10 protein-coding genes and 1 pseudogene are annotated in these 13457 nt (G+C 68.4%); 4 read left to right on the top strand and 7 right to left on the bottom strand.

The features are described 5' to 3' along the window. Positions 1-331: 331 nt before the first annotated feature. From ABT001_RS21360 to ABT001_RS21350, 3 genes are read right to left on the bottom strand one after another with little or no spacing between them, the layout of a single operon-like run. Positions 332-1006 carry a response regulator gene (locus ABT001_RS21360; RefSeq protein ID WP_003949701.1) on the bottom strand — a complete coding sequence of 225 codons (675 nt, stop codon included), beginning with the start codon at positions 1004-1006 and terminating at the stop codon, positions 332-334. Further along, entirely contained in the window at positions 1003-2253 is a 1251-nt protein-coding gene (locus tag ABT001_RS21355) for a sensor histidine kinase (protein ID WP_226660265.1), read from the bottom strand. Before ABT001_RS21355 ends, ABT001_RS21360 begins: the two co-directional genes overlap by 4 nt. Then, complete coding sequence (locus tag ABT001_RS21350; RefSeq protein ID WP_037629820.1) at positions 2250-3230, bottom strand: CPBP family intramembrane glutamic endopeptidase; 981 nt, start codon at positions 3228-3230, stop codon at positions 2250-2252. Before ABT001_RS21350 ends, ABT001_RS21355 begins: the two co-directional genes overlap by 4 nt. A 305-nt stretch (positions 3231-3535) precedes the next feature. On the opposite strand from ABT001_RS21350, the pseudogene ABT001_RS21345 reads away from it, so the two are divergent. Further along, positions 3536-4274 (top strand): annotated as a pseudogene (locus tag ABT001_RS21345) (SDR family oxidoreductase). A 257-nt stretch (positions 4275-4531) separates the two neighbouring features. Here ABT001_RS21345 and ABT001_RS21340 read toward each other — a convergent pair. Next, complete coding sequence (locus ABT001_RS21340; protein ID WP_351279737.1) at positions 4532-5473, bottom strand: cupin domain-containing protein; 942 nt, start codon at positions 5471-5473, stop codon at positions 4532-4534. Between the two features lie 80 nt (positions 5474-5553). Here ABT001_RS21340 and ABT001_RS21335 point away from each other — a divergent pair, with 80 nt between their 5' ends. Continuing rightward, positions 5554-6396, top strand: a complete 843-nt coding sequence (locus ABT001_RS21335) for an NmrA family NAD(P)-binding protein (RefSeq protein ID WP_351279734.1) — start codon at positions 5554-5556, stop codon at positions 6394-6396. A 98-nt stretch (positions 6397-6494) separates the two neighbouring features. After that, positions 6495-7106 (top strand): NAD(P)H-dependent oxidoreductase, encoded by a 612-nt coding sequence (locus tag ABT001_RS21330; RefSeq protein ID WP_003949695.1) that lies wholly within the window; start codon positions 6495-6497, stop codon positions 7104-7106. Between the two features lie 31 nt (positions 7107-7137). On the opposite strand, the gene ABT001_RS21325 is transcribed toward ABT001_RS21330, so the two are convergent. Both ABT001_RS21325 and ABT001_RS21320 read right to left on the bottom strand, forming a co-directional pair. Beyond that, the gene (locus tag ABT001_RS21325) at positions 7138-9027 is read right to left on the bottom strand and encodes a S9 family peptidase (RefSeq protein ID WP_003949694.1); all 1890 of its coding nucleotides are present in this window, start codon (positions 9025-9027) and stop codon (positions 7138-7140) included. Between the two features lie 1040 nt (positions 9028-10067). Beyond that, complete coding sequence (locus ABT001_RS21320; RefSeq protein ID WP_351279730.1) at positions 10068-10739, bottom strand: DUF3159 domain-containing protein; 672 nt, start codon at positions 10737-10739, stop codon at positions 10068-10070. A gap of 879 nt (positions 10740-11618) precedes the next feature. Here ABT001_RS21320 and ABT001_RS21315 point away from each other — a divergent pair. Continuing rightward, on the top strand, positions 11619-12056 hold the full coding sequence (locus ABT001_RS21315) for an HIT family protein (RefSeq protein WP_003949692.1): 438 nt from the start codon (positions 11619-11621) through the stop codon (positions 12054-12056). 310 nt (positions 12057-12366) lie between these two features. Here ABT001_RS21315 and ABT001_RS21310 read toward each other — a convergent pair whose 3' ends face one another. Further along, positions 12367-13128: a TetR/AcrR family transcriptional regulator gene (locus ABT001_RS21310; RefSeq protein WP_049978650.1), complete on the bottom strand. Its 762-nt coding sequence runs from the start codon at positions 13126-13128 to the stop codon at positions 12367-12369. Positions 13129-13457 lie beyond the last annotated feature (329 nt).

Genomic DNA, 13457 nt, shown 5'->3' with positions numbered 1-13457 from the left:
CGCCATACGGAGGCATTCACGATCAGCTCCCGGCCAACCCGGCCCCGACCGGCCACCGTCTGGTCCGGCGTGATGCCGGGCAGTTCGCGGGCGACAGGTCTGCATAACGTGAATGCGCGAGCACGGTGCCATTGCCGAGGCCGGCAGGAGCAACCACCCGGGAGGGGTGCGATGTTCGACAGCGATGGCGTGGGCGTCTTCCGCGGGATGGACGTCGGCAAGACGGCCCGTCACGGCCACGGCTCACCCCGGCCAGGGCCTCGGCACTCGGACACTCCCAGGTTCACTGCGCCAAGGGGGTTCCTTCGGCGTGAGCAGTCCTGAGGAGTGTTCAGCGTGGAGCATCGTCCACGGTCACGACGCGGTTCTGGTAGGCCCACACGGCTGCTTGCAGGCGGGACTGCACACCGAGTTTGGGCAGCATACGGGCGAGATGCGACTTGACGGTGGTGACCTCGACGACGAGTGCTCCGGCGATCTGCTCGTTCGACATACCCTGCGCCAGTAACAGCAGGATGTCTCGCTCGCGGGCGGTGAGGACGTCGATCCCCCGCGTCGCTGTCACAGGTCGCAGGCGCCGTCGTTCCACATACTCGGCGACGATACGGCGGGTCAGAGTGCGGTCGAGAGTGCCGTGTCCCGCGGCGATATGGTGGATCGCTCGCAGAATCTCCTCGGGGTCGGAATCCTTGAGCAAGAACCCGGCGACCCCCGCTTCCAGCGCCCGGAAGACGTAGTCATCGATGTCGAAGGTGGTGAGGATCAGCACCGGGACGGCTGGAGACGCGTCGGGGCCGCAGATGCGGGCCGCGACGTCGATGCCGTCCATCTTCGGCATCCGGATGTCCAGGCACGCGACGTCCGGAACCAGTTCGGTGGCCAGGTCGAGGGCTTCCGCCCCGTCCGCGGCGACACCGACGACCTCGACGTCCTTCTCCGCGTTCAGCAGTGCGCTCAGGCCGGCGCGGACGAGAGGCTGGTCGTCGGCAAGAAGGACTCGGATCACGTGAACTGCTCCGGGAGGTGGTGCCCGCTTTCGCGGGGGATGCTTATACGGGTCTCCCACCCGTCGTCGTCGGTCGGGCCAGCGCCGAAAGATCCGCCGATGAGGGCGGAGCGCTCTCTCATGCCGATGATGCCGTAGCCAGTACCGCGTGAAGCGGGACGGGCCTGTGGGCCGGGCGGTGCGTTGCGGACGGTGATTCGCAGCGTGCGCGGGTCACGGTCGTCCACGGTGACGACACAGGGGGCGCCGGGCGCATGGCGTGAGGCGTTCGTGAGCGATTCCTGCACGATGCGATAGGCGGCCAGCTGACCCAGCAGGCTGACCCCTGCGCCCGGCTTCCGTCGTTCATCGCTGCGCAGATCGAAGTCGACCTGGGCTCCGGTGAGACGGGCCGTCGCGATCAGGTGGGGAAGAGTGGCGAGGGTTTTGACGCCCTCGTCTTGGTGACCGACGTCGCGGAGCAATCCCACCAGACGACGCAGGTCATCCAGGATCGCGTTGCTCTGCTTGCGGATCTCCAACGCTCCGGAGTGGGCTTCGCCCGGTGCCGAGGCGGTCTGCCGAGCGACGACCGAGGCCATCAGCGAGATGCCGGACAAATGGTGGGCGGCGATGTCGTGCAGCTCCCGCGCCATCGCCGCCCGTTCCAGAGCGATCGCCTCACCGATCTTGGCATCGCGCTCACGGGTGACCGCCGCCAGCGTTTCCTGCTGCGCGGCCCTCGTCGCGCGTTGCGCGGCGATCACGGAAGCCGGCAGCAGTGGCAGGCCGACCACCAGGGCCGCCTGAAGCAGCGCCTGCATCACCAGGCCCCACCCGCCGGTGCGCCCGTCGGCGCTGCCGTTGACGAAGTGGGCGGTCGACACCAGTACGCCCGAGGCCAGGGCCCACCGGCACACATCCCGCCAGGCCCCGGTCAGCCCGGCCAAGAACGCGCCGACCAGAACCGGCAGCGCGGTAACAGTGAACAGTCCGCTGGGAAACACGGCCGCCAGGACCAGGCAGAGTCCGGCCACGCAGCCCAACGTGGCGGTCACCTGATGGCGGCCCCACAGCAGGGCCACCGATTGCAGGACGAGCGTCACGGCCGTCCCCCACCAGGCGGCCATGCCGAGTGGAGCTCCGGTGAGTGACGGGTCATCACGCGCCAGCAGCGCGATGATCCACAGGAGGGCCAGCGCGCTCAGCGCGGTGGTGACAGCGGTCGCTGCGGAGCGGGTCATGCTGGGGCGCCGCGCGGTCGTCACGGCTCGATCATAGTGAGGTCCCGGTCATACCCCGCGCGGCGGGCGAGCGGCGACGCATCCCCGTGGTCCGGCGGGACGGCCGGGCCGTGGCCGAGACGGCCGCGGGTGGTGATCACGATCACCGCCGCGGCAACAGAGGCACCGGTCCCCATCGCGACGAGGGCGAGCTCCCCGTCCAGGCCGGGAAACATCTCGGACCACATGACGGACGCGAAGGTGTTGACGCCGACATGCATGAGCATGGACAGCGGCAGACTCTGCCCGGTGCGGTTGAACACCCACGACATCACGATGTTGAACGCGACGCAGAACGTGAAGAAGGCCAGAGGCCGCGTCCAGGACGCCTCGGGGTAGCCGCCCCACTCGGTGAGGAACAGCGGGAAGTGCCACACACCCCACAGCGGGCCCAGGACGAAGGCGGCGCGCAGCGGCGAGAACCGGCTCTGCAGGCGGGGAAGGGCGAAGTCGCGCCACCCGGGTTCCTCGGCCAGACCGGTCGTGATCATCTGGAACAGCAGCATCGGCACGAAGGCGGTGAGCGCTGCGGCCGAAGGGGCGGCGACCTGCCCGCCGGAGAACGCCAAGCCGGTCAGGAGCATCCCGGCAGGGACGCTGAGCAACGTGATCGCGTACCAGCGCCCGCCGACCCGCCACCGCCACAACCGGCGCGTCCAGGCTCGCAGACCAGTCCGGCCGTCCACCAGCGCCGTCATCGCGAACGCGGCACCGATCGGCCCCAGGTAGGCGCCCGGGAGGACCCCCAGCACTTGAGTGGTCCCGAGAATCGCGGGAAACCGGTAGTCCCAGATGCCGAGGCCGTTCTGCGACAGGATGTACGGCACCCATGCCACCCAGCTCAGCCCGTTCGCGAGGAGGAAGAAGTAAGTCAGCGGACGCGCTCGCGCCATCGCTCGGAGCCGTGCCGGGAGGCGGTCGGGGACCGGGGTTCGGGGGAGGCTGGCTCTGTTCTCTGTCATGACGGGAACGCTAGGTTTCCTCGCCCGACGGGCTCTACGGCCCGATGGTTGCATCAAGGCAGTGCATCCAAAGGATGCAAACCCGCTCCGCGCGGAGGAGTGCGACGCGTAGGGCGGCCGCGGGAATCCTCCTCACATCGAGGCTCGGGCCGGTGGTTCCACACCCGTCATGCGGGTGCACGAACGTCGGGGCCTCCGGTCCGGGGCACGGATCGGCACAGGAGACGCGTGAGTAGGGTGACTATTTGATCGATCATTTATCGGTCTCTATTCGGAGGGCAAAAAAGGGTGGAAAAAACGGAAAAATAGGTCAGCGAGTGACTGTGGTCACCGGCGGCAGTCGGGGCATCGGCGCGGCGATCTGCCTGCGACTGGCGGCCGAGGGGCACGATGTGGCCGTGGGGTACCGGTCGGATGCCGAGGCTGCCGAGGGCGTGGCCGAAAGGGTGCGTGCGCTGGGGCGGGCGGCTGTGGCAGTCGCGGTCGACACCGCCGACGCGGCAGACGTGGACCATATGTTCGATATCGCCGCCGAGCGCCTGGGGCCGGTCACCGGGCTGGTGAACAACGCCGGCGTGAGCGGGCCGGTGGGGCCGCTGGCCGAAGCCGATCCTGAGGGGATGGGGATGGGGATGCGGCAGGCCCTGGAAGTCAATGTTCTCGGATACCTGCTGTGTGCCCGCCGGGCCATCGGCGAGATGACGGCGGGCGGGGCGATCGTGAACATCTCCTCCGCGGCTGCGACCCTCGGCAGCCCCCGGCACCTACGTTCACTACGCCGCGGCCAAGGCCGCCGTGGACGCCATGACGGTCGGGCTGTCCAAGGAGGTGACGGCCGACGGCATCCGGGTCAACTGCGTCGCTCCGGGAGCGATCTGGACCGATTTCCACGCCGACCCGCAGCGGCCCGCCAAGGTCGCGGCACTTGCCCCTATGGGCCGCGCCGGCCAGCCTGAGGAGATCGCCGGAGCGGTCGCCTGGCTGCTCTCGGACGACGCCTCCTACGCGACCGGCACGGTAATGCGGATCGCCGGCGGGATGTGACCACGGACGACTCCGGCGCCTCGGACAAGGCCGGCGGCCCCTCTCACCGTGAGTCCGTTCCCATGCAGGGCCGTACCAGCGCTCCCGTGCGACTCTCGAACGCGATGCTGGGCAAGGGTGTCGAGCGGAGAGGCTCACTGCTCGGGGGAGCTGGTGCGCCCTGACGGTCATAGTCAACCTGCGGTGCGGAGGCATGAACACCCAGCCCGCCGGTCGCGGGCTTCTTGCGCGAGTCCGGCGTCCGGCACGTGCGCGCGTCAGCGTGCTTCGGTGGCCCGGCGGTAGGCGCTGGGCGTGACGCCGCGGGTCCGTTTGAAGGCCACGCTGAACGCGAACGGGTCACTGTAGCCGACGGTGCGGGCAATGGACGCGACGGTAGCGGAGGGCTGCTCGGCCAGAAGGTCCGCGGCGAGTGTCATGCGCCAGTGGGTGAGATAGGCCAGCGGCGGTTCACCGAGTAGCTCGGTGAACCGCTTGGCCAGTGTCGAGCGGGACACCCCGGCACGCCGGGCCAGCGCGGCCACCGTCCAGGGCGCGGCCGGTTCGGCGTGCAGCAGGCGCAGGGCCTTGCCGGCCACCGGGTCCTTCTGCGCGGACCACCAGGCCGGGGGTCGACGACCGGGCTCGTCGAGCCAGGTGCGCAGCGTGCACACCAGCATCCAGTCCAGGAGCCGGTCGAGCACCACCTGCTGGCCCGGTTCGTCGCGGGAGACCTCGGCGGCGAGATGATCGAGCACCGGGTCGCCGTCGCCGCCGGCGGGTACGCGCAGCACGACGGGCAAGCTGTCCAGCAGCCGGCGGCCAATCTCGCCGCTCATCGGGTAGGCGCCGATGACCAGGGTCGTTGTGCCGTGCCCCTCCCCGTCCTCGCCGGGTTCGTGCCAGCCGAGCCGATGGCGGGTGCCGCCCTGCTCGGGGGCGGCGCACTCCTCACTGCAGACGAGGGGCTCGGCAGTGGTTGCCGGGTCGTCGACGAAGGTGAAGGTCGCGGGGCCGCGCACCACGACCGTGTCGTGGGGGCCGAGCCGTTCGGGCGGATGGCCGTCCAAAACGATCCAGCCGGTGCCTGTGAGAACGGTGCACAGAGTCAGTGGGGGCCCGTCCACGAAGTGCAGGGACCAAGGTGGGGACAGCGTCGAACTACCGAACAGTGAGCCGTGCGCTCTCACGCCTCGAAACAGCTCGCTGGTGATGTCCACCCCACCAGAGTAGACGATTACAAAGGCAAGGCGGCTCTTCACCCATGGGAACGTCCGGGCGGCCCGTGTTGAGTGGAGCCATGAACACACACACTTGTCTTGTGGTTGGCGCGACCGGCCGGACGGGGCGCCGTGTCGCAGCCCGGCTGCGACTTCGCGGCATCCCGGTGCGCGCGGCCTCCCGGTCCAGCCAGGTCCACTTCGACTGGTCCCAGCCGGCTGGCTGGGACGCCGTCCTGCACGGCATCTACGCGGCCTACGTGGTGCCCCCGCCGGTGCCGGGCCCGGTGCACGCATTCGCGGCGCGGGCAGCGGCCGCCGGGGTGCGACGGCTGGTGCTCCTCTCCGGCCGCGGTGCGGACGGCTGGGGCGGCTCCATGTTCGGGCGCAACATGGTCTCCGCCGAGGAGGCCGTCCGCGGTGCGCCTCTGGAGTGGACCGTGCTGCGAGCGTCCAACTTCGCCCAGAACTTCGGCGAGGACGTATTCCACGCACCGCTGCTCGCCGGCGAACTGGCGCTGCCGGCCGGGGACGTTCCCGAGCCCTTCGTCGACGTGGAGGACATTGCGGACGCTGCAGTCGCGGCACTGACCGAGCGTGACCGGCACGTGCGGCAGGTCTACGAGCTGAGCGGGCCCCGCCCCGTCAGGTTCGCCGAGGCCGTCGAGCTGATCGCGCGGGCATCCGGACGGACGCTCACCTACCGGCAGATCACCTGTGACGCGTACGTGGCGGAGCTCGTCGGGCAAGGCGTAAGCCGGCACGAGGCCGACGAGGTCGCCGAAATGTTCGCGTTGATGGCGGGCGGCTCGGTCTCCGAGACGACCGGCGACCTCACCACCGTGCTGGAACGCGCGCCGCGACCCCTCGAGGAGTACGTCGTCCGCGCGGCCGCTGCCGGCGTCTGGAATGCCCCGCAGTGAGGCGCCGACCACACCCCGGCCGCTCACGGACCGCATCCCCGCACACCCACACCCGCGAAGACCTCCGAAACCCGGCCCACACCTAAGGACGTACCGCCATGAGCACAGACGAGACCTCTCGCACCCTTCTTGTCACCGCGCACCCCGACCCCGGCTCCCTCACCCACTACATCGCGGAACGTCTCAGCACAGCCCTGCGCCCCGGCGCCGTCGAGGCCGCAGACCTGCACCAGGAGGGCTTCGACCCCCGGTTCACCTCGGCGGACCGTCGCGCCTACCAGGAGGGCGGCGGCCACCCACCCGACGTGGTTCGCGAGCAGCAGCGCCTGGATTGGGCGACCGACCTCGTTCTCGTTTTCCCTGTGTACTGGTGGTCCGTACCAGCCCTCCTGAAAGGGTGGATCGACCGGGTCTTCGTCAACGGCTGGGCCTTCGAGTACGCCGCCACAGGAGGAGTACTGCCCAAGCTCCAGCGACTCACGACGCACCTGCTACCGATAGCAGGCGCCGACGCCGGCGCATACGAGCGGCACGGCTACGAGATGGCGCTGCGCACACAACTCACGCACGGTCTCATCGACTACGTCGGCAGCCAGCGCGGAGCCACCGCCTTCGTCCACGACTCCGAACAGCCTTCCACCGGGGCCGCCGTAGACCACGCGGTCCGCACGCTGGCCAGCGCCGTCGGAGCCCCTGTTTCCCGTTCCTGACCCGGGGCCCGGTGGAAGTGGGCCGCAGTGGCTATCCGTCCCTGCCGGGTCCGAGGTGTTCGCCCAGGAACCGCTCCACCGCGCGGTAGACGGCGGTCAAGTTCTCCGGGTTCTCGATGGAGTGCCCCTCGTCCCCCATGAGGATGTACTCGACGAGGGCTCCACGCGCCCGGAGGGCATGGACCATGTTGTCGGATTCCGCCTGCGCCACTCTCGCGTCGTTGGCGCCCTGGGCGATGAGCAGCGGTGTGCGGATCTGGTCCACCCGGCTGATCGGTGAGCGGGTCAGCATGTCGGCTTCCTGGTGCGGATCCGCAGGGTCGCCGACCCAGCGGAACCAGTTGGCGGCAAGGGCCGGCCGGACGAACTCCGGCTGATTGCGCAGGAAGTTCGCAAGGTCGGAGACCCCGAAGATGTCCACGGCGGCGGCGAAGACGTCGGGGGTGAAAGCGGCGCCCACCAGCGCTGCGTAGCCTCCGTAGGAGCCGCCGAGGATGGCCACCCGGTCCGGGTCCGCGTATCCCTGGGCAACGGCCCAGTCGACCCCGTCGATCAGGTCATCGTGCATCTTGCCGGCCAGCTCCCCGATACCGGCCTTCATGAACGATTTGCCGTACCCCGTGGAGCTGCGGAAGTTCACCTGCAGGACCGCGTAGCCCCGATTGGCCAACAGCTGGACCAGAGGGTTGAAACCCCAGCTGTCCCGGTCCCAGGGGCCGCCGTGCACGAGCAGAGCCAGCGGCAGTCGGTGCGGCTCCACCCCGAGCGGCAGCGTCAGGTGCGAGGGAAGCGCAAGACCGTCCCGAGAGGTGATCGTCACCGGTGTCATAGACGCCAGTTGCTCGGGATCCAGGTGACCACGGGGACGGAACAGGAGCCGGCTCTCGCCTGAGGAATGGTCGTAGTAGTACGCGGCCCCAGGATCGCGGTCGTGGGTGAAGCTGACGACCCACCGCTGCCCGGTCTCGTCTGACGAGATGTCGGCCAGGTCGCCGGCGGACAGTTTCTCCAGGTTTTCCAAGACCTCGGCGAAGTGCGGGTCCAGCGCCTTGATCACCTGTCGTTCCCCGAGATATCGAACCCCGATGAGTTCACCGGTACGCCGACTGAAGATCAGAGGGGAGGGCAGCGAGGGAAACACGCGGGCCCGAGTGTCCAGGTCGTAGCGCGGGTGAGAGTCAACCACAGTCTCTTCACCAGTCACCGTGTCCAGCCGGACCACACGAAGCCTGTCCGAGTCCTGGTACGAGCCATGGAGCACACCACTTCCGTCAGGAGTGACCTCCAACGGATAGACGCCCAGCGGATAGTCCCCACCCTCGAACCACGCCAGGTGGCACGAGGTCTGCGTGGACTCGTCCCACCGTGAGAGCCGTAGGTCGCCTCGTTCGCTGACCTCGCTGGTGAGGGGGCCCGCACTGCCGCCGTAGAAGAGAGTGACGGCCGCGCCCGCGGTGTTCTCCGCGAGCATCCGCAGGTCACCGGTGGCGATATCCAACTCGAAGAGGTCGAACACAGCGGGATTCCGGCTGTTGGAGGAGAACACCGCCTTCCCCGGCCGAGAGGTAGGAAGCTTCAGATCTGTGATGCGCGCACCGGGAAACGGCGTCAGGTCGACAGCCGCTGCGTCCGGGACGTCGAGATCGACTCGGTACAGGTGACTGTTCTCGTCGCCGCCCTGATCCCGGGTATAGAGCAGCCACCGCGGATCATCCGTCCAGTGATAGCTCAGCAGGTTGCGGTCCTCAGAGGTGACCCGCCGCGCCTCCTCCGGCGCTTCGACACTCCCGACCCACAGGTTCAGACGGTTCTCCCAAGGAGCCAGATAAGCAATCTTTGTGCCATCCGGCGAGATAGAGGCCCTCGAACGCCTTGGAGGCGCGAAGAACTCCTCAACGCTGATGATCGTCGGCAATGCCATATCAGTCCTTCCCGTTGTTACGCCGGACAGCAACGGCAGAACCCCGGCGGTGGCAAGGAACCTGAGCGGGTACGCAACCTTGAGTCGCCGCCTTCCCGCAGCCACAACTGTCACTTAGTGACAGTGTCACTAAGTGACAGGTTGTGTCAACTGTCGCTGCGGACAGTCGGCCAGATACCGGGAGACGGTGAGCCTGCACGGCATGGATGCCGTATCGACTCTCCGGCGGGCCGGTCGGGCCGGAGGTTCAGGTCGTCCCGGGCCAGGATCCGGTGGACGGTGGCAGCCGGCACCCAGAGATCGGGCCGAGTTCGCCCGGGTGCCACACGGGCGGCGACAGGTCATCTCCGAGGGCCGACCAGCGCATGGGCGGTGATGCATGCCGACGGCCATCAATACAGCGGGGCAACTGGCGGGCGCAGCGTCGGGCGGGGCCAGGGGCCAGCCGGCGAGCCCGTCCGGGTCGGACGGGGCAAAGAGGGCGACGGCCGACCATGCGACGACCGGCAGCCAAGCATGCTGTGCGCCGAACAGGGCCGCGAATCCGGTCAGCCCGGCCGCATTCCAGGCCAAGAAGCCGACTGTCGCAGCCTTCACACACCCCAGGCGCGAGCAGTTCCTGGCAAGGTTCCCACTCCCGCATGACCTCCGTCTCATCGCCACCGAGGGCCCCTGCCATCGGTCCGGCCAGCGCACCCACCCGGGCAATCGGGCCGCCGCTGATTTCCTCATGGTCGACCTCCTGTAAGGCGCCGAGGCGGCCGCGGGTGCACCCGCACCCTGATGCCGCCGGCAGGCGGGTCAAGGCGGCCGGTAAACACTCGACCAATTCGCCTTCCCCCCTGACCGCAGCCCCTCAGCCAGGCCGTGCGGGCGCATGCAGTGCGTGGCCGCACATGATCGCAGCGACGGCATGAAGCACCGGCCCATAGAAAGCGCGTCCGCCGAATCGGACGTCGCCGTGACCGATGCGAGTACACACGCCTCCGGACGGGCTGCGCGCAGCCCGTCCGGAGCGGATGGAGATCGGAAGTGCCGAGTCAGGTGCGCTTGGCAGGCAGCAGTCCCGCCACCTTCAGCCGCTTGTCGGAAGCCCGGGCGGCCCAGGCGACGACCAGGACTCCGAGGGCGAGGAGCGGGTAGCCCATGGCGATCTTGGCGAAACCCAGCGAGCCGACCTCGTCGGCCTGGTAGAGGTACTGCTGAACGGCGAATCGAGCACCGAAGATGGCAGCCAGCACCAGGGTGGCGATGTCGTAATAGAACCGCGAACGCCCGTCCGCACGCCAGACAACACCCTTACCGGTCGTCGCGTTCCAGATCAGCCCCGCCAGAGGCCAGCGCACCACCACAGAGACAACAAAGGCGACGGCGCCGGCCAGGCTCGCCCAGATGCCGATGAGGAAGAAGTCCTTGGCGGACCCCGTATACCAGGAGACGCCAGCTGCGACGGCTACGCCCAACACGCCGCCCAGCGCCGGCTGGATCGACTCCCTGCGCACCAGCCGCTGCGCCGCGATGCCGCCGGCGACCAGGAGAGCGGCCAGGACGCCGACCTTGAGTCCGCCGACGCCGTTGGCGACGACGAACACCAAAGCGGGCAGCGCCGAGTAGACGACACCCTTGGTTCCGCCCGCCTGTTCGAGCACCGTCTTTTTCCCCCGACCTGCCTCCCGCGCGACAGCCGCCTCCCGGGAACTCGTGTCCTGCATAGCGATCCACACCTCTGGGTCAATTTAAGCGTCAGCAGTTTGCGTTGGCGTCACTAAGTGACACATTGCCATTGAACGCCAGACGTTGCCACCCTGTCTGATGTGGCTCACGTCACAACATCGCGAGATCTCGCACAGTGAGTCGCTCGTCATCAGGGTTGGCCGCCGGGTGCGCACGGCTGCTCGCCGCCGCCCGCCTGGAGAGGGCGCGAGGCCTCGATGGCGGCGCTCGCGCGGTTCCGCCCGAGGGGTCGTGCGCGCGCTACGGACGGCGATGAGGGGCAGCAACCAGGGGAGACAGACAGCGCAAGCTGGCGCGCGCCGCCAGCAGCCCACCTGCGACGTCGTCGGCAGATGCCCGGCTGAACGGAGAACCCAGGCCGAGTGACTGCGACGAAGCGTCGGTACGCCGCAGCCGACGACGACCCGCGCTTGCTGTGGATCGGGCCGCCCGCGTGGCGCTCGTCCATCGGACCGACCCCTCGAGGTCGCCGCCACGGTTCCGGACGGAGGAGCTACTCAGCGGACTTGAGCACGTCGTGGTCCCGCCTGCCCGGTTCGCAGTACGGGCGCTGCGCACTGCACGAATCTGCCATGCTCTTGAACGGATGAGCTTCGTCGAGCAACCGACCGTCGCAGGCTTTTTCATCCAGTCGGCGAACGAGCCGGCGCGTTCGACGTCACAGGTACTGCCCTTGCCGAGCATCGTTCTTCCACACTCCGGCGTTCGCTTCGTCGAGCGTCCGGTTCCATGGAGTCAGGCCAGTGGCGCTGGTCGAGCGGTCGTGTCAGGCAAGGACGGCCAAGGGCCCCCGGCCGTCGTTGCCTGATCCGTGCCCCGCTGCCCACACCCTGACGCTCCTGAGGAATATTGCACGTATGACTACTGTGTTCTCTCGCATCATCACTGGGGAGTTGCCCGGACTCTTCGTCTGGCAAGATCCGGAAATCGTCGCTTTCCTCTCCATAGCTCCGTTGCGGCCTGGCCACACCCTTGTGGTGCCGCGACGTGAGGTCGATCGGTGGACGGACATCGACGGGCCCCTCCTGACGCGTTGCTTCGAGGTGGCCCAAGCCGTGGGGCAGGGGGTGCAGCGGGCCTGGAACGCTCCGCGCGCCGGGCTCGTCGTTGCGGGCTTCGAGGTACCGCATCTGCATATACACGTCGCGCCGGTCTGGGACATGACCGACTTCGATTTCAGCAAGGCCAAGCAGGAGGAAGACCCGTCGGCGCTGACCGGAGCAGCGGTAAAGCTGCGTGCCGCCCTGCTGGAACTGGGTTATGAACAGGCTCGGGGCTGCACCTCCGGAGCATGAACGATCACGCAGCCTGTCGGTATCCGTTCGAGGCTGACGTGGCATCACCAAGAGGCCGGGCCGCGTCCGCTCGCCACCCAGGAGCACACGGCTCATGCCCCCCGTTCGCCCTCAGCCCTCCACACCTGTGGGTGGGCAGTTGCAAGGATCGGCCAGCCAGGAGGGGCGGGGTGCGTCGGAGGCTGCTGACGTGGGTCCGGTACACCTCGCCCCCCCTCGAGATCGACGGACCACACGGACGACTCCTTGCCCAACTCCCCTCCCTCCGGCCCGGCGCCCTCGGCGAGGGGGGCTCGACGCCGTCCACGCTCTACAGCTCCTTCTGGGTGAGTTCGCAGACCTCCACCCCGCCCTCAGTACGCTGCACGGCGACACCTTCGGGCGCCGACTCGGCGGGTACCTCGGCGACGTGGACCGGGTCACCCACGGCGCCACCGGTGGCCGTGCGGACGGCATCGGCGATGAAGGCGAAATTCTCGTCACCGAGCTTCCGGGGATCAGTGCCGTCCAGAAGGCCTGCTCCCACGTACTCGTTGAGGACTCGTAGGGCGGCAGAAGCAGCCGCGGCGTGCAGACGTACCTGCAGGTCGTCGTGCTCACGTCCGAGCCGGGTCGCGATGACTGCGGCCAGTTCGTGTTCGACTTGATCGCATGCCATCAGCCAGGCCGTACGCAGGGCCGGCTCGGTATCACCCAGTCGCATCATCTTCACGCCCAGCCCGGCATCGGCCTGCTCCTGCGTGTCGATCTCGCTGACCAGCCGCTTCGCCTCCGTGGCAAAGTGCTCCTCCAGCGAGCGGTGCAGCGGCCAACTGCGCAGAGTGGCCAGTTCCCACTCCACGCTCTGCGCGATGATCGGCTCTGCACAGCTCTCCTTGCTGCGAAAATGGCGCCAGATGGTGCGGGTCGACAAGCCCACCGCCTCAGCGATCTGGTCACCGCTCGTCCCGTCGACGCCCTGCGCCCAGAACAGACGTGCAGCCTCCCGCGAGATCTCCAGACGTACACGACGACGACGCTGCTCGCTCATCCCACCGCGGCCGCGCCTGGCCGTGGCCTCTTCCTCGGCCATCTCTTCACCACCCGTTCCCATAATTTTCACCTAGCGCCACATTGGCACTAAGTGACGTTTTTCGCCAGTCTCTCGCGGCACAGCTCCAGCATTGCCCGGCCCCGATTCGCAGCCCGAGTGGACCGACAGGTGGATCTCGCCGCGAAACCGGTCAGGTGCGACGACCGCACCCCGGGAAGTGCGCCCGAACGACTTCACAGCACACTGCCGCGGACCCGAAGTCGACCGAGCCCCTCGCCGCGTGGCCACGCGGCCACGCGGCGAGCCAGGATGGCGGGACCCACTTGCCACACTCGTCACTTAGTGACATTGTCACTAAGTGACAGGAT

Source organism: Streptomyces sp. NPDC002793 (assembly GCF_040295485.1).
Classification (GTDB): Bacteria; Actinomycetota; Actinomycetes; order Streptomycetales; family Streptomycetaceae; genus Streptomyces.
Note: the sequence above shows the minus strand (reverse complement) of the source record. Positions and strands in the feature narration are given on the sequence as shown.